This is a genomic window from Alicyclobacillus contaminans DSM 17975, from assembly GCF_000429525.1.
GTDB classification, from domain to species: domain Bacteria; phylum Bacillota; class Bacilli; order Alicyclobacillales; family Alicyclobacillaceae; genus Alicyclobacillus_A; species Alicyclobacillus_A contaminans.
In genome coordinates, this window is sequence record NZ_AUCA01000047.1 from 1 (window position 1) to 19264 (window position 19264).

The following is a 19264-nucleotide window of genomic DNA, read 5'->3' on the forward strand; positions in this document are numbered from 1 at the left end:
GATACCGTCGCCGGCTGCGGACGACGAATGGTGTGGAGCGGCTGAACGAAGAAATCCGGCGCAGAGAACGGGTGATTCGCATCTTTCCGAACCGAGAATCCGCTATCCGGCTGTTGGGGGCGCTGCTGATGGAAATCGACGAAGCCTGGACCACGGGACACCGTTACCTGAATATGGACGAGTACTGGCAGTGGAAGAAACAGCAGCAAGAATCAGGCCAACAAGCTAAGCTCCATATCCTAAACGCCTGACTGTGAACATTTTGTGACGTCTACCAGAGACGGGATTTTACACACAATCTCGGACTTGATCGCCGATTGGTGGACCAGCTGACGTACACGCCCGCGGGCGGGTGGGCGTATACCGACCAGGTGACCATCACCCGGATCGCCAAGGTGAGCCACGATGGCTCCATTTTGCTATCGGTGGACCATACGCCGGTGCAACAAGTGTATTCGCTGACTTATCAGACCGACCCGTTTGATGCGGCCTGGAGCGTCCCGGCGAATCAAATCTGGTGGGACGATGGTTCGTACATTATACGGGCCTACCTGGGCGGCATGGCGCCGTTGGTGCGGTTCCAGCGGGTACGCGTAACCGTCGAATATGCCGGGGGCTATCCCGACGATGAAATGCCCGCGGATATCCGACGCTCCACATCTATTTTGGCCGCGCGGCTGTGGAAGGAAAAGGACAGCGGCTACTCGGATGTGATAGGGTCCACGGACTTTGGAATTCTCCAGTACACCAAGGCTGCGCCTAAGGATGTACTGGCTATGCTCCAACAGCGTCGACGGGTGGGGGTGTGATGATGAGCGAGATTCGTGTCGAGCATATGCCGGACTTACAGGCAGTGGCGCGTGCGGTGGTGGACGCCGGGGCCAAGGGTCTGCGCACTGGACTGCACATCATGCAGGCAGAAGCAGCCCGCATTATGCGCGCCGAGCGATACGCCACGGGGCACCTGGCACAGTCGTTGAATGTCAACGTACTGCCGCCGGACGGCGGGAACATCACGGGAACGCTGTCCGCCGAGGCGCCCTATGCGCCATTCGTCGAGTACGATACACGCCCCCACATCGCTCCGCTTGGTGCGTTTGATTCGTGGGCCACGGTCAAAGGGTTCAGGGCAACCGGGGTGTCGTTGCGCCGTGGTACGCCGCTACATAGCCAACTCGTAATTCGCGGTTGGTTAGCAGTGCGGAAGCGAGGAACCAAGGGCATCCATTTCATGCGCCGGGCGTACCTGGCCAAAAGCCAGGAAGCCGTCCAAATCGTTAAGCAGCGCATACAGGAGGCACTGGACAATTATGGCCGTTGAGAACATCATCCACGCCCTTGCGGGCATCGAAAAGAAGGTTATGCCGCAAGCGCAAGTGTACGAAAATCTGCCGGAATCCATCGGGACGTTGCCTTCGGTGCTGCATTGGCTGGCCGGTGGCAGTATTCCATGGGACCGCGATGTGACATACACGATCCAGCACGACATCGACGTGCGTGTGTTTTTCGGCCGGGCTGACGCGCCGCAATCAGACGTCGCGGCCAAACCGTGGATTGAGAAGCTAAGGCAGGCCATTGACGCCGACCCGCGCCTCGGCGGGGTTGTCGAGAACAGTGGTGTGACGGGGTATCGATACGGCATGGCCGAGTACGGAGGGACAATGTATCTCATGCTCGGGATAACAGTGCGTGCTATCGAGCGCGTTGTGGCAGGAGGTGTACCAAGCGCATGAAAACCTACGTGGTGACAGAGCGGCACAATATCAGCCTGGGGCCGGGCACGGTGTTCATGGCCAATCCCGAGGATGTATCCGGAGCGCTCAAGACCGGCGCTATCGTCGAAGTGCAGGAGGGAGCGGCCGGTGCAGCAACCGCAAGCCAGTCTCAGGCGCAACCTGCGCAAGGCCAACAGAAGACCCAACCGTAACGCCGCCCGATAAGGCGGCTCTTTTTATGCCGGGAAAGGAGTGACATGTCGTGCCAGTCAATGCTCAGAACATCATCATCGGCCCGTGTTCCTCGTTCCAGGTGGACGGTCAGGACATCGGGGCGACTTCTGGCGGCGTCGAGATCCAAATTCAGGACAAATATACAGACATCCAGATCGACCAGTACATCGGCATCGTTGCGCGTGGCTTGACCGACCGCACCATGACGGTCAAGACGCAGCTGGCCGAAGCCACGTTGCAGAACTTGCAGATCGCGTGGAACCAGCCAACTTCGCCAACAACGGACGCTCAGAGCGGTGCGGAGACGCTTGCCATTGGTGCGCAACCGAAGTTTCAATACCATACCTTGACGTTCGTTGGACCGGGGCCGAACGGAAAAACTCGGACCTTCACGGTAAACAGAGCGACGGCCATGGCGTCGGGCTCGTACACCGTCGCCAAAGACAAGCCCGCTTACGTTGAGGTGACTTTCGAATGCTTGCCGGATTTCACACAACCTTCTGGGCAGGAATTCGGAACAGTGAGTGAGGTGGCCGCATCGTGAGCCTTGAACCTACAGCAACCGTAGTGCTGGGCGGAAAAGAGTACGTTGCCAAGGCGGTACCCATCGGAAAACTGGTGAGCCTCGCAAAGCAACTGAGCGGGGCGATTGATGCCCTGTCTAAGTCTGACAACGTGAAGGACGTCGATAGCGCCATCACTTTGCTTGTGACGCAATTCGGCGGGGCCGTAGAAACGTTCGTTCGAACGTTCGTTCCAACGTTGCCAGAAGGATTGCTTACGGATGCCGAGAACGGGCCGACACTGCCGGAGTTGGTCGAAGCCTTCAAAGCTATCGCCAAACTCAACCGGCTGGATAGCCTGAGCACTTTTATACAGCCCCTGGAGAAAGCACTCCAGGGGACGGTACTCCAATCGAACAAGTGATTGAGTTTTGTGCTGAGACCTATGGATGGACGCCGCGGACGGCTTGGGATCGCATTTCATGGGCGTCCATTGTTGATCTGCTTGAGGCCAGGGCCGATCGGATGGCGGAGCAGGAGCGTGTAAATGCGCAGAATGCTGATTTTCTGAAGCCGATGGGTGAGAACACCTGGGGAATCGGGGTGAGGTAGCATGGCTGATGACAACACGAGTCTGGTGATAAGACTCATCCTCAATGCGGCACAGTTCGCAGCCGAACTGGACAAGGAAGAAGCTCGGTTGGACGAACTGGATGCGAAGAAGCTGGGCGACAAAGTCATCACCGTCCGCATAGATGACGCAGAGGCCCGTGCTGAACTGGCCCGCGATACCGAGACCGAAGAAAAGCAGATCCGCGTGCGCACCGAGGAAACTGGTGGGGGCGGCGGATTTGGCATCGGCGCTTTGCTTACCGCGTTACCCGCCCTCTCCCCGCTTCTCGCCACGGCGACAGCAGGTGCAATGGGACTGGCATCCGCCTTTACGGCAGCGGTTGCAGGGGCCGGTGGCTTGGCCGCGGTCGCAGTGCCGACCATCCATGATGTCATTACTGCGACCCAACAGGGTCAAAAAGGCTTACAAGGACTGGACGCGCAAGAACGCCAAGCAGCCCAATCCCTGCTCCAGTTTGAAATGTTCTGGAAGGGATTCACACAAAGTTTCCAAAGCCCGGTCCTGAACATGTTCACCAACGGCCTGAAGATGCTCCAGCAGCTATTGACTGATATGCGACCGATCATTACAGCCGCCGCGCAGGCGTTCACGCAGCTGGAGAGCGAAGCAGCCAAGGCGCTCGGCTCCCCGTTCTGGCAACAATTCTTCACGTTCCTGGGAACAAACGCCCGGCCGATGCTTGTGGACTTTGGGGAGGCCATAGGGAACCTGGTCAAGGGCTTTGCCGCCTTGCTCATGGCGTTCCAGCCGCTCAGTACAAGCATGGCGCAGGGATTGCTGACGCTGACGCAGCGATTTGCGGCCTGGGCCACAAGTCTACAGTCAAGTCAAGGATTCCAGCAGTTCTTGACGTACGTGCGGACCAACGGGCCTATGGTGGTGCAACTCATCGGCCAGCTGGCGTCTATCGCTGGACGACTGCTCGTTGCCTGGGCACCATTGGGCCACCAAATCTTGCAAACTGCGCTGTCATTGGCGACATTCGTGAATCAATTGCTCACTGCGCACCCTCAATTGGCGGCGCTCGTTGGGTACGTCATAACCGGCGTTGGTGCATTTAAGCTGTTCGGCGCTGGAATTTCGTCAGTCTCAAACGCGGTCAAATCGGTGTCCAGCGTAATCAAATCGGTCCAGCAAGCATTCGAGGTGTTGGCCAACGTTGGGAAGACGGTGGCACCATTGCTGTCCGGGTTGGGTAGTGGATTTACCTCCTTGCTCGGCGTCATTCGAGCCTTTTCCACGGGGGCCATTGCCGCGCTGCGGGCATTTTTCGTAGCGTTGATGTCCAATCCTGTGACGGCGATCATCACCTTAATTGTTGCTGCTGTCGCCGCGGGCACGGTATTGATCATCACGCACTGGCGAGAAGTCAGCCAATTCCTGACTAACGCATGGAACGCCCTCCGTTCCGCGGCATCGAGCGTATTCAATGCCATCCATTCTGCCATCTCGTCGGCGTGGAATGCAGTGCGAAGCACGACAAGTGCGGTCTGGAATGCCATCTCAAGCGCGGTGTCGTCGGCGTGGAGTCGACTGCGGTCTGTCGTGGATTCTGGTGCATCGGCGGTGCGGTCGGTACTTAGTTCCGCCTGGAATGCTGTTCGTTCCGCGGCTTCGTCCGCATGGAACGGGATCACGTCCGTCATAAGCAATGCAGCCGGCCATATCCGGTCAGCGCTAGGGTCCCTCGCGTCCGAGGCTTTTTCATGGGGGAAGAACCTCATCAGCGAATTCGTGTCCGGCATCAGCAGCATGCTGGGGGCAGTCGGAAATGCGGTCAGCAATGTCGCGCACGCGGTGGCGCGGTTCCTTGGGTTTCATAGCCCGGCAGAGGAAGGTCCGGGCGCCGAAGCGGACGTGTGGGCTCCCAACCTCATGAAGATGTTTGCTCAGGGCATCACGGAGTACACGCCGATGGTCCAGGCCGCGTTGTCCAAGGCATTGACGCCGCCCACCACCGTCACGAATCCGAACGTGAGGGCGCTTTTAAACGTCAATCCGGGTTCGGCGGGTGCAGCTGCGGCAACAGTAACTGGCGGCGGGTATGCCGTAAACGGACCGCTCCTGCACATCGAGAACTTGACCGTTCGCAACGACCAAGACATCCAGAAAATCCAGCAGGGACTCTACAACGCCAACCAGAACGTGCTGCGCGGCATGGGGATCAGACAAGTGGGGGTGCGAAGCTCATGACGCTCCCTGGATTCAGTTTTGGTGGCGCACATACCAATGACTTTGGACTGTACCTCGTACAAAAGCAGATCGAACTGGTTCCGGAGTCACGGGACATTGAACAGGTCATCTACGGCCGTCCTGGTGTGTACGACTACCGCACCGAGTACGACAAGCGTTACGTTTCGGTCACTTTGGCCACTGTGGGGGATACGAGAGCCGATCTTTTGTCGGCATTGCACGCCTTCGCCGCGTCCATTGATCCGAGCAAAGGGTATCAACAACTCATCTTCGATGATGAGCCGGACAAGTACTACCTGGCAAAGTACACATCAACGGGAAACGGCGCACAGCAACCGTTCCTCACCTTCCAGAAGCTCATCGGACAGGTGCAGATCGGTTTCAAGTGCGCCGACCCGTTTATATACAGCACGACACCGCAGCGCATCGAATGGGAAGCGCCGTACCAAGGGCAGACGGTTCTCACGAACAATGGGACGGCGTCGTGCCCGGTCAAGATCACGATTCAGTCGCCAGCCACCTCTTCCACAGAATTCGAGGCCTCCGGGCTTGGTGCGACGAGCCTGGGAGCGGCGGGTGGAGCTTCTCAGACAGCGGGAGTGACGTTGACCATAAGTGGCGTGCCCGTAACGTACACCGGAAACATCGGGCCGGGTGACACGGTGGCCATCGACACCGGGAATTACACAGTCACGCTCAATGGTCAGAACGCGCTCCAGTATTGGCAAGGCGACTTCCCACAGCTTTCTCCTGGCGCGAACACGGTGACTGAGTTCGACACGATGGGCGCGGGTGCAGCGGTGACCTTCGATTACACGGAGAGGTGGTTGTGATGGCTGGTGGGTTCACGACCCGGCGTGATTCGAGCGCAAACAACGTGCCAGTGGTCGGATACCAGGACACAGCCGACGCGCAGGACGTAATCCTGTGGGCAGCGGTGCAGGTAACGGAGACCGGGAACACGGACGCCAGCGGCAACTTTCAGGCGACGAATCTACCGATCATCGACGCCACTCATGACTGGTACGTCGATTCAGGTGGCGTCGGACGGCAACGCCTCATCAATGGGAAAGACATCACCGCCAAGGATTCAGGCGGCAATACGCTGTACGCAGGCCAGGCCAACGGACAGACGGGCGTTATTCCGCTCTACAAGGACAGCGGCCTAACGACTTCGGTCGCCAGTTTGACCGGCGTTCAGGTGACGTACTGGACGCTGCAACCGGTGGCTGTGGATGCACAGGGGCATCTCGTAGTCAGCGTCAACGGCACCGTGAATGTGTCGTTGTCCGGGTCACTTCCAGCCGGGACTAACACTATCGGACAAGTCATCCCGTTCAATCCGCTGGATAACGGCGGAGAACAGGCAAGCATCCGTATCCGAGATTCAGCCGCGGGAAACGCGCTCGCTGCAATGGGGTACAACGCCGATTCCAAGGCGCTCCCGTCAGTGGGGTATCCGCTTGCTGTATCGGCTCTGCCTTGGTTGTACAACGGCGATGGAACGGCCTCGCGCGTAAGGAACGCGAGGTATTTCCATTCTGCGACCGCAACCGCTTCTGGTAACACGACTGTTTGGACGCCTGCAAGCGGCAAGACGGTTGCCATTCGGGGTTTCTTCCTAATCGCAAGCGGTACGGTGACGGTGCAATTCACGGCTGCTGGCACAGCTGTCGGTCCCCAACTTCCGCTTGTGGCCGGTATTCCGGTCGTGGTGAATTTCGAGAACATCTGGATGCCTGGCAGCGCTGGGCAAGCGATCGGCGTCAATCTCAGCGCCGCAGCAACTGTTGGTGTGATGTTATGGGGCACTGAGGAGTGATGCAGCGTGCAGAACTATCCGAGGTTGCTTGACCGTAGCGGAACCTTACTGGCCATCCTGGATAAAGCGTTCAACGTGGTCATCACGGACCAACTCATCACGGACACAAACGGTCAGGAAACGCTCACCTTCTCGCTCCCGTTGGATGACCCGAAGGTCGCCGTGCTGGACAACGAATTGCACGTCCAGGTGGGTGGTAGCGAGTTTGTCATCCGAATCATCCAAAGCGGGTGGGATTCCGGGCAGGGCATCCCAACGGTCGATGTGACGTGCGAGGCAGTGTGGTACGACCTGGCCGAGTACGACCCGATTCAAACCCTGAACTACCAGTCTGTCGGCCCTGCAGTGGTAATGCAGGCCATCCTGCAAAGCACAGATTTCACCGTTGGGACTGTGGAGATCACAACGCCAGGGGACTTTTCCATTACACAGCCGACGAACCCGTTGGCCGCCATCCGGCAGATCCCGACCGTATACGGCGGGGAGTTGCAATTCGACAGCATCAACCGGAAGGTTCACCTGCTCCAGCAGGTCGGGTCGGAAAAGGGCGTGTTGTTCGCCTATGGCAAGAACCTCAAAAGCAACAAGCGGGTCATCGACACCCGCTATCTGGTCACGCGCCTGTACCCGTATGGCACCAACAATTTGGACATCTCGTCGGTGAACAACGGTGTGCCGTACATCGAGAACTACCAGTGGTACGACAGCACGGGCAAGCCGCGGCAGGTCAAATCTCAGACGTTGACCAACGACCAGATTGGCAACCCATCGTACCTGATGCAGTGGGCGCAGCAACAACTGGCCACCTTGTCCATGCCGAAAATCACGTACGACATGGGCGTCATCATCGAACAGGATATGGACGTTCCGGCGCTGGGAGACGTCGTTACGGTGTACGACCAACTGCTTGGGATGAATCTCAAGGCCCGCGTGGCGCAACGGAATTACAACGTCTTGGAACCCTGGAACAGCACGGTTCAACTGGATACAGCGCTGTACACGTTGGCCGACCAGCTGACCAACCTGTGGGCAGGAGGCGGCGTTGCGAACGTGACGGACGCGATCAACCAGGCCATGCAGGATGTGGTCATGTTCAATGACCTGTTCAACAGCCGAGCCGACGACGGGCTAGCATATTGGATCTCTAACGGCTGGGACGTGGACAACACCAAGGGAGTGTCCGGTACGTCGTCCTTCCACGCTACGGGGGCGCCTAACGCCAGCAAGACACTGTCGCAGACCATCTACCCGGCCAGTCGTTCGGAGTACACGCTGTCGGCACAGGTGGAATTGGATAACATCCAAAAGCAAAGCGGCGGACAGGTGGGATTCCAGATCACCATCAAATACAAAGACGGAACCAGTGAGACGCAATTCTTCGCGTTGGCATAGGGGCGATGGCGCATGGAGCAATGGGCAAAAACCTTTCAGCTGCAAGGCCAAGACGTCCAATCGATCACGGTGGAATTGGTCATCACAAATTGCACCGGGGACATTTGGGTAACCGACATCATGTTCCAGGGCGGCTCGGTGGCCACGACCTGGGTAGGGCACCCTGCCGAGATAAGGTGGTCCTTCGACAATGTCTAACCCGTTCATGCGATACACGGCGAAGGTACAGGCGAACAAGCCGGTGGAATCCATCGATGTGGAGTTCATCATCGCCAACGCCACTGGGGACATCTGGGTGACCGACATCATGTTGCAGGACGGTGGAATGATCACGGGATGGGCGCCGAGCTCCGAGGAAATGCTCATCCGGCCGCGGGACCAGAACGGGAACATCGTCCCGAAGAAGCATTACAACTGTGTGATCCGCGGGAGTGCGTATGTGATCATCCCGAACACGGGCGGCATGACCATGACATCGCCGGATAACAACGCCGTGAATATCTACCAGCCGCCGCAAAAGCCCGCGACGACAGGGCTTGATCTGACCAACACGGCTATCAATGAGCGGCGAAACCAGCTGGTGATCGAAACCTACTCTGGCTCTCGGAGATGGTACTACGCGCAGTGGTCGGAGCCGGGCGATGTGGTGCAGGTGAACTCGGCCACCCACCAGGTCACGTTCAATGGCGATCAGACGAACGATGGAGCGGAATGGGCCGGAGCGTTCCTCACCTGTCCGTATGGGGACGTGATCTACTCGGTGTCGCAGGGCAATACGGACGCTGGACAGTTCATCTTCGAGATCGAGGAATGGTGCCTATCGGGGGTGACATGGTGAGCGGGAAGTTCATGACATGGGTGGCCAGCTACCTCGGCCGTGCCAATACCGAGATGGCCACCATGGCCAAGAAGTTCTACCAAGTGGGGCTGTTCGAGTTCTCAGTGAACACAGACGGGTCCATTAAAAACACCATGACCCAAACCGAGATCAGCACTGCGCAGACGTATCCACAGGTAAAATGGCTGCTTACCGTACAAGCCTTGGGCGGCAATTTCAGCACCGGGGACCTGTCGGCGATCTGGACGAACCAAGGCGGACTGCAGGACACGGTGGTCAATAACATCGCAGCGCTCCTGGATCAGTACCCTTGGGCCGCCGGGATTGATTTGGACTTTGAGCAAGGCGGAAGCTCACAGTATACCGACCAGGCCGTGGCGTTCTTCGAGCGCGTGTACAACCTGTGTCACGCGCGAGGGAAACTGCTGCACATCGACCTTCCCGGCCTCACCGGCCCTGGGCAGTCCCTCGGTGGGGAGTACTGGTGCGACTACGCGAAGCTGGCCCCGTACTTCGACACCTGCACGATCATGTCTTACGGCTACTCCTGGTCCGGCAGCGCACCCGCGGCCATTACCCCGGCATCATGGGGCAAGGCCGTGTACGATTACGCCGTGACGTGCATCCCACCGGAGAAAATCTTCCTTGGCGTCGGCATGTACGGCATCCGGTGGCAAATTTTCGAGCCGGTCCCGGCCGGGCAGTACCGCGGCATTTCGGAGTCCTACTATGCCATTCTGGCATGGCTGCTGGGCGTTTACACACACGGCGGGAACCAGCCGAATATCCCGTGGGCCGCGTTTTGGGACGAAACCGAAAAAACGCCGTATGTGTTCCTTCACGTCTACGATTGGCAGCGGATCGACGACATCACCCGCGTGGATGGCCCAGCGCTCACGATGACCTACAACGGAGACAAACTCCTTACCACGTACAACCTGATTCAGAAGGCGACCATCACCGGACAGGTGGCCGCAATGTGGGCACCGTCGTCGACCAACGCGAGCGACAATGGAGCCATCGTAACGGGGACGTCGTACTTCAACGGCCAGCAGTGTACCTATGTCTCGGCTCGGCAGCCTCAAACCATCACCTACACCGACCCGTCGACCGGCAAGCAAAGTACTGTCCAAGAGGTGCCCGGAACAGCAACCTATAATTTCTCGGTGCCAACGTCGGGAACCTATCACATCGTCCTCGTGGTGAATTTCCCGTGGTGGACGATGAACAAGGTGGTGGTGGACGTTGATGGTACGACATTCACGGCGACTCAACCAACTCAGTGGTATCCACTCGCAAGGACGCCGCATTACTTCGATGTCGGGATTATGTACCTCTCTGCGGGGGCTCACACGCTGACCTTCGACGGAGGTTCGTCGGCATACGGTGCGGATCTTTACGGATTTGTTGTCTGTTCAGACTTCTCCTTCACGATGGATGGTGGCCAGGGCTGGTTTTACATGCGTCCACAAAAAATGAAGGACGTCAACGGAAACATGGTCCTGCCTGCGAACGGCTATGTGGTGACGACGGAGGTGTTGCGACACCCGCCCGAGTATGCGACTGTTTGGGCCGACAATTGGAGCAGTTACACAGCCGGCGCGGGTGGGTCTTTGGGTTCGTGGTACAACATGACCGGTTCCTGGACCGTCACGGGCACTTTCCCGAATGCTGGGACACTCGTTGGCAGTGGCACCCTGCAAATCGGATACGCACAATTCACCGACCTGTGCGTGTGGGCGGATTTCTCGTTCACCGGAAATGGTGAGGCGGGAATCATCATCGGGCCATACAAATGCGGCATCAAGGCGGATGGTACAGTCGTGTTCAATGGACAAACCATGGGAAAGGTCACGCCAGGGACACACGAACTTCGCGCAAGGTGCAGACAGGGCACGTACACCGTATACGTGGACGGGCAAAAAATCGGAAATGCCGTGTCGGGCTTGCAGACGTCCAACACGTTCGGTTTGTACGCGACCAATGCCACGATGTCCTGCACCCAACTCACGGCCGGGGACGCCTACACGTACGTGCCGCGGGAATCACTTACCATCGTCACGCCCGCCGGATCGCAGCAAATCGGGCGAATCCAGCGTAATTCCCAGGCAACATGGATTCAGCCTTGGAACTACTTTCAGGTGCCGAATGGGGTTGAGGAGTACAGCACGCGAACGGGCACGAATATCGACATCTCATCAGACTACGACTACTTCAATTCAGCGCCTTTCCCGGTGTCCACGTCGGGTCCGCTGGAGATCCAGATAAAACAGACAGATGCCGGTGTGTGGACCAGACGCGTGTTCTTGTGCGATGAGGACGGGGCCAGCATCGCCTATTACGGCGATATGAACGTGTTTTCGTATTGGTGGCAACAGGCCACATTGGAGTACGGGCTGGCTGGGGTGGCCATGTGGCAACTTGGGCTTGAGGACCCGCGAATATTTAACCAAATACCGGACCAATGGTAACCGCCGCTCATCCGGCGGTTTTTTCATCCTCGGGGAAAGGAGGTGGATTGCAGGCTGGGCGATTGGTGTACCCACTAATGGTGATTTGCAAACAAGACTGGAGGTGGCGCATATGGAAGACTTATCGGTGCGCATGGCCAGGGCGGAACGTGATATTGCCGCCCTCCAACGCCAATACGACCAACTGCAGGCCGATGTGAAAGAACTGCGAGGAGACGTAGGAGACATCAAAGCAAAGATCGGTGACATCCAATTGGAAAACGCTCAACACTTCAGTGAGATCAAAGACCTGCTGAATGGCGTAACAAGCAAGGCACTGAACTCCTTGCCACCGTGGGGCGTACTTTTGACGCTGCCGCTCGGTGGTTTGGTCGGGGCTGTGTGTGGGGCGCTGATCGCACACGCCTGGAGGTGATCCGATGTATAACCGAGGCATCAAATTGCTGGCCCGATGGATGACGAGCCCATCCTTCGTGGCCTTTTTCTTTGGGCTGATCGGGTTCTGGATCGCCTTTAACAGCTTCTCACCTTGGAAGTTCGACCCGGCGCCGTTCATGGCGCTCAATTTGGTCATGTCGGCGCTGGCGGGCATCCAGGCGACCGCTACGAGTGTCGCACAGAAGGAGCAGGAGAAGTACATGCTTCACCTGCTTGAGGCGACATCCCACATGCTGGCCGCGTTGATTGCGGCGAAAGGGGGTGACGATGACGAAGAAGGACAAACCAATTCGTCTGATTGACGTGCTGAATTTTGCGTGGGCGACGCTGCACGATTTCCTGTACCTTGGCGTCGCAGCCGGGGTCTACTGGCTATTTCGCCAGCCGCCAGCCGTCCGGACTAATGCGCTGATCATTGGTGTCATCGTCACGGTCTGGCTGGTGGGTGAGGTGATTAACTTCCGCTGGCATCGGCAGATGGACAAGCGGTTGCAGGCACTGGAGCGGCGCCTTGAAAGGAGGTGAGGAAGGTGAGTGAGCCATGGCAAGGAAAGTCCATGTGGATCTGGCAGCTGTCACAGTGCGAGGGCGGCAATGTGTCGTCCATCATCGCTCAAGCAAGGAAGGCCGGAATTGGGGCGCTGATTGTTAAGGCACATGACGGAACCAGTTGGTGGAGCCAGTTTTCTGCGTCGCTCATCAATGTCGTCCACAATGCCGGCATGAAAGCAGGTGCTTGGGGCTACTGCTACGGCCGAGACCCAGCGGTAGAAGTCCGGCAAGCCCTCACCGTGCTCGAATTGGGCGCGGATTTTTACGTTGCGGATGTGGAAACGGAATTCGACCGGGGGGCCATGTGGAATGCGGCCGACCAACTCATGAGCGCCATCAAGGCGGGTGCGAAAGGCAAGCCCGTGGGGTATACGTCATTTGCGCTGCCGCAGTACCACCCTGGGTTCCCGTTCTCGGTGTTCAGCAAGCACGCGGACTTCACGATGCCGCAGGTGTATTGGGGCGACCTCGGCCTTGCACCGGCCACCGCCGTGCAAACGAGCCTCGCATACTACCGCAAGTTCGGTGTCCCGATTGTGCCGATTGGCCAATCCTATGGGATGGTGACACCATCCCAAATTCAAACGTTCATCAACGCCTGCGCCGGTCTCCCCGGCGTTTCTTTTTGGGACTACCAACATTGCACCACCGCCATGTGGGAGGCCGTCATTGGCGGGCAGGTAAAGGAGGTGACGAACGTGTTGACAGTGGGCAGCACCGGCGAAGCCGTGAAGATCTTGCAGCAGGACCTCAACAAGATTCTCGGTCTGAAGCTGGCCGTCGATGGTATATTCGGCGCCGCAACTGAAGCCGCGGTCAAGTCGTTCCAGTTGAAATACCTCGGCAGTAAGTACGTGGACGGCGTAGTTGGCCCGCAGACGCAGGCGGCCATCCAGAAGGCTTTGCAGTCGGAATCCAACCCAGCACCGACAACCACAACGCAGTCTACAACACAGTCCCAAATCAATCAGGCACTGTCGCTGATTGCACAGGCCGAACAAATCCTGAAGGGGGTTAAATGACTATGAATTTCGATACGATCGAGACGGAAGTTGTTCAGGCACTCTCTGGGATTCTGGTTGCGGCGATCACAGCGTCCCTTGCTTGGGTATCGAATCACGTCAAGGCGTATCTTGCCGCGCACACCGATGCTAAGATCGCTGAAACCGCGTCAAATGCCGTGGACAAGTTGCAGCAGATCGCTGAAGCCGTGGTGGAGGACTTCAATCAGAAGATTGTGGCCGACGCCAAGGCAAACGGGGTATGGAACAAGAACCTTGCGGATACGGTCCGGAAGGAAGCGCTGCAGGCCGTGCTGGACCAGGGCGCAGCATTCGCGGGCGTCCTGAAGTCCGCGGGCACCGATGTCGAGGGGTTGGTACTTTCGTTCATCAACTCCTATGTCCGGGCGCATCACATTGAGACTGTTACATCGTCTGCAGCTGAATCCACGGGTGATCCCGTACAGACCTCGGCTGAGACACAGGCGCAGACCGGGCAGGCAACCGCCTAAACAAAGATACCCCGGCCTTACTTCGGGCCGGGGGTATCATATGGCCGGTACTTTTCGCGCAGTTCCTGAAGTTCCTCACCGCGCCTTTCAACATCTTCCCGCAAGAACAGAGTGGTCCGTTCATGCTTTTTGAGAGGCTGCAGTTTTCCATTTTGAACAGACTGCCTTATCGCCTGCGGTGAGCAATGCAGGATCTCCGTGACTTCCTGGGGCGTTAGGATATTCTCCTGTGCCCATTTCACGAAGTCTGCCTTGGAGTTGAACTGCAAGTACACATTATCTCCTCTTTCGGATGTGTTGTATTGTGGCCACACTGCTGGCTATGCACAGCGCTCCCAGGGTGGCATTGGCCCACAGTGGGACAGCTCCCCACAATGATACACCAACGGTCGTCAGTGCAATCAGCCATCCGATACGGACCAACAAATCCGAGATCGCCCCAAGCATATTCATTCATCCCTTCGGGTTTCAAGTTGACCACTTCCTTGCCTTTATTGCACCATATCTATGTTTATATAGCAATAGATTGGGCGATTTTTAGGTCTGTGAACTGTAACGCTTTTGATGTTCGAGCGTCAACTGATTAGAACATCTCGGGGGGGTCGCGATGATTGAAGAATGGTTCAACTTGTACGCGGACGATATTTACTCTTTCCTCGTGTACATGGTGAAAGATGCCGAACTGGCGAAAGACCTAACGCAGGACACCTTCGTGTTGGCGATACGAGGAATCCACAAATTCAGACAGGAAGGTAATCCGAAATCCTGGTTGTTTGCCATTGCACGAAATGTTGCTTTGTCACACCTGAGAAGTAAAAAACGCGAAGTGGCGACGACAGATTCACTTTTTAACAAACTGGTTTCATCCATGGAATCCCCGGAGCAGTCCGCCGAGAGACAAGAAATCCGTGCCTTACTGTTCAGCATCCTCGACGATATGAAACCGGAATATCGAGCCGTCATTGTCTGTCGAGAGGTTCTTGGGATGTCCAGTAATGAGACAGCACAGGCTCTGGGTTGGACGTCCAGTCGGGTACGGGTCACGTTGCATCGAGCATTGAAATCCGCAAAAAAGCAGATTGCGGAAAGGGGTATTGAGCATGGATTGGCTGGATTCTAACGAAGATAAGGGGTTTCGAGATTTGCCAAAGTTTACATTGAGCGTGGAGGAAAAAGCGAAAATGTTGAACGAATTGAAACGGGTCGAAGCCGAATCCACGACTCTTACTCGCCGGTTTCCCCATTTACTGACCAACGTTCTGGTGGCGGGTGCTACGCTAGTGGTTACGGGCTTTGTGTTCTTTGCCATTGAACAGCACTCTGGTGCGTGGCGGCAACATTCTGTTACCCCTGCAAACCAGCAGAATTCCGAACAACTTCAAGCGGCTACAACCAGATTGCAGAAGGTAACAGACGAATGGGGGCAAAAGGCGACACAACTGCACACGTTGCTGACCCATAGCATCGGTGTCCTGGATGCCTGGGCCTACGGTGCAAGTGAAAAGATCGGGGAAGGTAATTATTCGTTCTCCAGCAATACGTTAGTCAATGGCCAGTCATTTAATTCATCAATGGAAAGCTACTTGCAGTCGGATTACGGCAAGTTCAAGCAGCTTTTTGGTTCGGAGTTGGCTGAGATCCCTGCGAAACCCATGAAAGATTACTCTACCAGGTTCATTTACATCGATCCGAATACCCATGTAGCCTCATTCCGTGACGATTGGGCCATTCTGGATTCAATAAATCGGGCTTATCAGCAGGCGATTAACTATTATGACCCACGAAATCACGGGAAATTAGAAGGAGACCCTGAACGTGACCCTAGCAACAATACAGAGGCCGCACAAGCAGCAAATACATTGCGAGAATGGAACGATTTGCTGTTTGATGGTCGGATTCAACTTTCTGATGTCCCGAAAGTTAGTTCAACTGCAAACTGAATTCAGTCCATCGGGCGCGCCCGATGGACTTTTTGGTGACTTTTTTTGCAGTTAGTGAACGTTTATAGAGGCTATGCTGTGATCAACAAATTTTATAGGAGGGACAGTATGGCTTCGATCATTGGCTACATTGATCCAGGTGAAATGTGTGTTGGCATTGGTGGTGATATGGCTTATACTGAATGGGTTTGTAACCCAGGCAGTTCAGCAATCCCTGTCTACGATACAGAGATATACCCCAATAACTTCCAGGTTGCTTTTTACCACACGTCATTTCCGACATACGGCTGGATTGATGGATCAAAGGTATCCGGTGTAAGGAACTATCCGAATTACCGGGATACCATTGATGGGTACACTAATTGTCCGGTGTACGCAATTCGTCACACCACGAATCTATACGACTCTAGCGGAACAAAAGTTGGTTCAATTCCCGCCGGATACCACGTTGCCCTCCTTCCGGGAAATACGATGGATCGCGGTTTGAGCAATGTAGGTTATATGTCCATTGACTTCTACAATCTTGGCTCTGGTTGGGTGAGAGCAGACACGTTTATTGACTCCCAGGCCGCAACCTACGGACTCGGCCCGAACGCCGTCCTCGATTATGGACTGAATTAACCACATGCCGTCCTTAGGGGCGGTTTTTTCATGCGCACCACGCCGAGTTTTTTTAGACTTTCTTGGCACTTTCGACATCCACAATAGGCGCATAATCAAGGCACATAAAACACGAAAGGGTGGATGTGTAATGGCAACACACTGAACACGAAGCGCTTACGTGGTGTCTTTGCTCTCTTTAGGTTAGTTAATTCGTTTCAAAAGGGAGATGTTTTCATGTCATATACAGTTGTCGGAACGCTCAACCCTGGTGAAGCGTTTGTGAACTACACGACTAACAAGTGGTCCGTGCATCCCGGAAGCACTACTGTCAACGTCTATGATTCGCCGCAAATTTTTAAGGACAACGGAATCTCGTATGTGTACGTGGGTATCCTCCACAATGGCACGTTCCCTGTGAATGGATACATCGCTGCGACGGATTCATTGGCTGCGATTGATTACTGTTTTTACACGATAGATTTTGTAGGCTCACAGTTCCCCACACAAACGTACTATGTTTTTCAAACCCAAAAGGCCCTGGATGTGTTCGATCAGGCGGGGAACTATAAGTGGACGATGCAGTCCGGAACGTACTTCGCCACACCCACAGGAGCGCCTGGGGACACGTACAAATACCTGATGATTGCATACGCATACCTTGAGGACAATAAATGGTGGTCGCTGATAGACCCTCCTGGAACGTATGGGTTCATTGACACGGGGGTCAGGCAAGGATCTTCGTGCACCGCCTGGGGAATCAAACTGAATCGGACGTGTTAAAAGCGAAGGCCCCGTCCTTTATTGGATGGGGCCTTCGCTTAATTGTACGTTTTTGTTCCTTTGATCAGGGAGTCAATGACTTGCCAACTCACGATATCATCTTTCGGCAGAAAATTGGGACCGTTAATTATCCCTGAATCAATCCGGTACAACAGGCCGTCTTTTATGAAGCAATATGCGTGACCGTTACTGTCCCATTGAATGATCTGGATCGTCGTTCCGTCAAACGTGGTCTTGTGATAGTTCACAACATGGAATAAAGTAGGACTTTTGATGTACACAGTGCTAATTAAAATCTCGCCGCCATTTGAATTCGTCATTTTTTCAGTGAGGCGTTGGTCGCTTTCGCTGTATTTTTCCAACTGGATGGAATCCAATTTGTACCCTTTCGGAATGTAGGGGACTTTTACTTTGAATTTGGCCTGTTTAATGGCATCCATCCCATTCAAGAGAACTGGATCGCGAGGGGGAGTTTCCGAATCAGACGTTGATGACACGGGAACCGCAACATAATCCGTCGGCGGAGTGACATGTGGCTCAGGTACAGTAGGTATTTGGCCAATGCTGTTTGACGCATTGGAACCCGTATTTTGAGTAGCAGCCACAACGATTTTCTGATCAGCATTTGTGTGATGTGGAGCGAGTAGGACCGCGCCGGTGCAGACGGCGACTGCAGCGGCCGCTACTCCAACGGACGTAAGGATGGTTCGCCATCGAACGACGTTGCCTTCTGGTTGCATCTTGGACACCTCCTTAGGTTTACAATTATCAGACGCGCAACAACGTCAAAATGTTTCACTGTTTGGACGTGTTTCTCGCTATACGTGCTTCCCTGCGTGCTTCCGCAATCTCTCGTCGGATGTCTTCAATCCAAATCCCTGCTGGCTTCCTTTTGACGTCCATTTGGTACCCGTAACGCCTCATGGCATTGATACGTTTGAAATTTCGCATGGCCTCTTTCAGCAGTTCGATGCGTTGTTTCAAGTCATCTGTCTCTTGCGCGCTCGTGTACTTCTCAATGGCAACGGAGGCCCTTTGATTCATCTCCTCGCGAACCCGATAGTCACACACATCGCACAGTTTATGTCGAGGCATCCTCTGCCGGAAGCACCGAGCACAGCGATTTGATGATTTTCGTTTCCTGCGGCCGCTGGACGAGATCCAAAATGGTCCGATTCGAATCCCGATTCCCATCATGATCACCTCTTATGCCTTCACCCCTACTTGACGCGCGACTCCGTGGAAATGTTTCAAGTCGTCTCGGTTGCTATCGTATTTTTCAAATGGTACTAGGAGCGTGTCCGAGTAATCGACCGAAGGGCACGCTCCTGGGTGTCTTGTGGTAATGGTGAATGTTGGCGCCGACTGGGTTCGCGGCTCTTGTCCTGTATGTCCTATGTCCGCCACATCGGAGTTACACGGTGGCCGGCTTGGACCGTCCATACCGGAATATCTTCAGGAGGTTGTGGCACATCGCTACCAAGGACCATTCCCCTCGCACCTTAGCCAGCCCACGCAAGGAGAAGCGAACAAACCCCATGCACGCCTTGATGTGGCCGTACACAGGCTCCACGATGACCTTCCGCTTGGCGTATATCGCCCGCCCTCGTTTGGTCATCAGCTTCCGTGCCATCCG

Annotated in this window: 27 protein-coding genes; 23 read left to right on the top strand and 4 right to left on the bottom strand. The window is 55.7% G+C overall.

The window, feature by feature from the left end:
• From G463_RS20620 to G463_RS0114610, 19 genes are all read left to right on the top strand, one after another.
• Nucleotides 1–251 (top strand): transposase (locus G463_RS20620; RefSeq protein ID WP_035487439.1); only part of this gene is annotated, 251 nt, incomplete at its 5' end.
• Between the two features lie 69 nt (nt 252–320).
• Nucleotides 321–809 carry a hypothetical protein gene (locus G463_RS0114520; RefSeq protein WP_156900234.1) on the top strand — a complete coding sequence of 163 codons (489 nt, stop codon included), beginning with the start codon at nt 321–323 and terminating at the stop codon, nt 807–809.
• A gap of 2 nt (nt 810–811) precedes the next feature.
• On the top strand, nt 812–1321 hold the full coding sequence (locus G463_RS0114525) for an HK97 gp10 family phage protein (RefSeq protein ID WP_035487441.1): 510 nt from the start codon (nt 812–814) through the stop codon (nt 1319–1321).
• A complete protein-coding gene (locus G463_RS0114530; RefSeq protein WP_026975749.1) occupies nt 1311–1733 on the top strand; it encodes a hypothetical protein in 423 nt (140 codons plus the stop codon). Before G463_RS0114525 ends, G463_RS0114530 begins: the two co-directional genes overlap by 11 nt.
• Nucleotides 1730–1927 (top strand): hypothetical protein, encoded by a 198-nt coding sequence (locus tag G463_RS0114535; RefSeq protein ID WP_026975750.1) that lies wholly within the window; start codon nt 1730–1732, stop codon nt 1925–1927. Before G463_RS0114530 ends, G463_RS0114535 begins: the two co-directional genes overlap by 4 nt.
• A 50-nt stretch (nt 1928–1977) precedes the next feature.
• Complete coding sequence (locus G463_RS0114540) at nt 1978–2493, top strand: hypothetical protein (protein ID WP_026975751.1); 516 nt, start codon at nt 1978–1980, stop codon at nt 2491–2493.
• Nucleotides 2490–2876, top strand: a complete 387-nt coding sequence (locus tag G463_RS0114545) for a hypothetical protein (RefSeq protein ID WP_026975752.1) — start codon at nt 2490–2492, stop codon at nt 2874–2876. Before G463_RS0114540 ends, G463_RS0114545 begins: the two co-directional genes overlap by 4 nt.
• A 189-nt stretch (nt 2877–3065) precedes the next feature.
• The gene (locus tag G463_RS0114555; protein WP_026975754.1) at nt 3066–5279 is read left to right on the top strand and encodes a phage tail protein; all 2214 of its coding nucleotides are present in this window, start codon (nt 3066–3068) and stop codon (nt 5277–5279) included.
• Nucleotides 5276–6112 carry a distal tail protein Dit gene (locus G463_RS0114560; RefSeq protein WP_026975755.1) on the top strand — a complete coding sequence of 279 codons (837 nt, stop codon included), beginning with the start codon at nt 5276–5278 and terminating at the stop codon, nt 6110–6112. The genes G463_RS0114555 and G463_RS0114560 overlap by 4 nt, the downstream gene beginning before the upstream one ends.
• Nucleotides 6112–7101, top strand: a complete 990-nt coding sequence (locus G463_RS0114565; protein WP_026975756.1) for a hypothetical protein — start codon at nt 6112–6114, stop codon at nt 7099–7101. The genes G463_RS0114560 and G463_RS0114565 overlap by 1 nt, the downstream gene beginning before the upstream one ends.
• Nucleotides 7102–7107: 6 nt before the next feature.
• A complete protein-coding gene (locus tag G463_RS20625) occupies nt 7108–8493 on the top strand; it encodes a phage tail protein (protein ID WP_051322330.1) in 1386 nt (461 codons plus the stop codon).
• A 12-nt stretch (nt 8494–8505) separates the two neighbouring features.
• Nucleotides 8506–8691 (top strand): hypothetical protein, encoded by a 186-nt coding sequence (locus tag G463_RS0114575; RefSeq protein WP_026975757.1) that lies wholly within the window; start codon nt 8506–8508, stop codon nt 8689–8691.
• Nucleotides 8684–9331, top strand: coding sequence for a hypothetical protein (locus tag G463_RS23230; RefSeq protein ID WP_051322331.1), 648 nt, complete (start codon nt 8684–8686; stop codon nt 9329–9331). Before G463_RS0114575 ends, G463_RS23230 begins: the two co-directional genes overlap by 8 nt.
• Nucleotides 9328–11802, top strand: coding sequence for a glycosyl hydrolase family 18 protein (locus G463_RS0114585; RefSeq protein WP_026975758.1), 2475 nt, complete (start codon nt 9328–9330; stop codon nt 11800–11802). The genes G463_RS23230 and G463_RS0114585 overlap by 4 nt, the downstream gene beginning before the upstream one ends.
• Before the next feature lie 112 nt (nt 11803–11914).
• Nucleotides 11915–12217: a hypothetical protein gene (locus G463_RS0114590; RefSeq protein ID WP_026975759.1), complete on the top strand. Its 303-nt coding sequence runs from the start codon at nt 11915–11917 to the stop codon at nt 12215–12217.
• Nucleotides 12218–12221: 4 nt separating this feature from the next.
• On the top strand, nt 12222–12542 hold the full coding sequence (locus tag G463_RS0114595) for a DUF1003 domain-containing protein (RefSeq protein WP_026975760.1): 321 nt from the start codon (nt 12222–12224) through the stop codon (nt 12540–12542).
• A complete protein-coding gene (locus G463_RS0114600) occupies nt 12508–12765 on the top strand; it encodes a hypothetical protein (RefSeq protein ID WP_026975761.1) in 258 nt (85 codons plus the stop codon). Before G463_RS0114595 ends, G463_RS0114600 begins: the two co-directional genes overlap by 35 nt.
• A gap of 5 nt (nt 12766–12770) precedes the next feature.
• Nucleotides 12771–13814, top strand: coding sequence for a peptidoglycan-binding protein (locus G463_RS21920; protein ID WP_026975762.1), 1044 nt, complete (start codon nt 12771–12773; stop codon nt 13812–13814).
• Nucleotides 13815–13816: 2 nt separating this feature from the next.
• Nucleotides 13817–14305: a hypothetical protein gene (locus tag G463_RS0114610; RefSeq protein WP_026975763.1), complete on the top strand. Its 489-nt coding sequence runs from the start codon at nt 13817–13819 to the stop codon at nt 14303–14305.
• Nucleotides 14306–14322: 17 nt separating this feature from the next.
• Here the strand turns inward: G463_RS0114610 and G463_RS0114615 are convergent, their stop codons facing one another.
• Complete coding sequence (locus G463_RS0114615) at nt 14323–14580, bottom strand: helix-turn-helix domain-containing protein (protein WP_026975764.1); 258 nt, start codon at nt 14578–14580, stop codon at nt 14323–14325.
• Nucleotides 14581–14912: 332 nt separating this feature from the next.
• Here G463_RS0114615 and G463_RS0114620 point away from each other — a divergent pair, with 332 nt between their 5' ends.
• The 4 genes from G463_RS0114620 (at nt 14913) to G463_RS0114635 (ending at nt 17628) form a co-directional block, all read left to right on the top strand.
• Nucleotides 14913–15425 carry an RNA polymerase sigma factor gene (locus G463_RS0114620; protein WP_026975765.1) on the top strand — a complete coding sequence of 171 codons (513 nt, stop codon included), beginning with the start codon at nt 14913–14915 and terminating at the stop codon, nt 15423–15425.
• Nucleotides 15406–16245, top strand: a complete 840-nt coding sequence (locus G463_RS0114625) for a hypothetical protein (RefSeq protein WP_026975766.1) — start codon at nt 15406–15408, stop codon at nt 16243–16245. The genes G463_RS0114620 and G463_RS0114625 overlap by 20 nt, the downstream gene beginning before the upstream one ends.
• A 108-nt stretch (nt 16246–16353) precedes the next feature.
• A complete protein-coding gene (locus G463_RS22970) occupies nt 16354–16866 on the top strand; it encodes a hypothetical protein (protein WP_026975767.1) in 513 nt (170 codons plus the stop codon).
• A 216-nt stretch (nt 16867–17082) separates the two neighbouring features.
• A complete protein-coding gene (locus G463_RS0114635; protein ID WP_026975768.1) occupies nt 17083–17628 on the top strand; it encodes a hypothetical protein in 546 nt (181 codons plus the stop codon).
• Between the two features lie 38 nt (nt 17629–17666).
• Here G463_RS0114635 and G463_RS22475 read toward each other — a convergent pair whose 3' ends face one another.
• The 3 genes from G463_RS22475 to G463_RS0114650 all read right to left on the bottom strand — a co-directional run.
• Nucleotides 17667–18368 (bottom strand): DUF4367 domain-containing protein, encoded by a 702-nt coding sequence (locus G463_RS22475; RefSeq protein ID WP_026975769.1) that lies wholly within the window; start codon nt 18366–18368, stop codon nt 17667–17669.
• A gap of 55 nt (nt 18369–18423) precedes the next feature.
• Nucleotides 18424–18612, bottom strand: coding sequence for a hypothetical protein (locus G463_RS0114645; RefSeq protein ID WP_156900236.1), 189 nt, complete (start codon nt 18610–18612; stop codon nt 18424–18426).
• A gap of 430 nt (nt 18613–19042) precedes the next feature.
• Nucleotides 19043–19264 (bottom strand): transposase (locus tag G463_RS0114650; RefSeq protein WP_156900237.1); only part of this gene is annotated, 222 nt, incomplete at its 5' end.

Coding starts and splice junctions, on each gene's coding strand:
- G463_RS0114525 (WP_035487441.1), top strand. CDS start 812: ATGAGCGAGATTCGTGTCGAGCATATGCCGGACTTACAGGCAGTGGCG.
- G463_RS0114530 (WP_026975749.1), top strand. CDS start 1,311: ATGGCCGTTGAGAACATCATCCACGCCCTTGCGGGCATCGAAAAGAAG.
- G463_RS0114535 (WP_026975750.1), top strand. CDS start 1,730: ATGAAAACCTACGTGGTGACAGAGCGGCACAATATCAGCCTGGGGCCG.
- G463_RS0114555 (WP_026975754.1), top strand. CDS start 3,066: ATGGCTGATGACAACACGAGTCTGGTGATAAGACTCATCCTCAATGCG.
- G463_RS0114560 (WP_026975755.1), top strand. CDS start 5,276: ATGACGCTCCCTGGATTCAGTTTTGGTGGCGCACATACCAATGACTTT.
- G463_RS0114565 (WP_026975756.1), top strand. CDS start 6,112: ATGGCTGGTGGGTTCACGACCCGGCGTGATTCGAGCGCAAACAACGTG.
- G463_RS0114575 (WP_026975757.1), top strand. CDS start 8,506: ATGGAGCAATGGGCAAAAACCTTTCAGCTGCAAGGCCAAGACGTCCAA.
- G463_RS23230 (WP_051322331.1), top strand. CDS start 8,684: ATGTCTAACCCGTTCATGCGATACACGGCGAAGGTACAGGCGAACAAG.
- G463_RS0114590 (WP_026975759.1), top strand. CDS start 11,915: ATGGAAGACTTATCGGTGCGCATGGCCAGGGCGGAACGTGATATTGCC.
- G463_RS0114595 (WP_026975760.1), top strand. CDS start 12,222: ATGTATAACCGAGGCATCAAATTGCTGGCCCGATGGATGACGAGCCCA.
- G463_RS0114600 (WP_026975761.1), top strand. CDS start 12,508: ATGACGAAGAAGGACAAACCAATTCGTCTGATTGACGTGCTGAATTTT.
- G463_RS0114610 (WP_026975763.1), top strand. CDS start 13,817: ATGAATTTCGATACGATCGAGACGGAAGTTGTTCAGGCACTCTCTGGG.
- G463_RS0114620 (WP_026975765.1), top strand. CDS start 14,913: ATGATTGAAGAATGGTTCAACTTGTACGCGGACGATATTTACTCTTTC.
- G463_RS0114625 (WP_026975766.1), top strand. CDS start 15,406: ATGGATTGGCTGGATTCTAACGAAGATAAGGGGTTTCGAGATTTGCCA.
- G463_RS22970 (WP_026975767.1), top strand. CDS start 16,354: ATGGCTTCGATCATTGGCTACATTGATCCAGGTGAAATGTGTGTTGGC.
- G463_RS0114635 (WP_026975768.1), top strand. CDS start 17,083: ATGTCATATACAGTTGTCGGAACGCTCAACCCTGGTGAAGCGTTTGTG.
- G463_RS22475 (WP_026975769.1), bottom strand. CDS start 18,368: ATGCAACCAGAAGGCAACGTCGTTCGATGGCGAACCATCCTTACGTCC.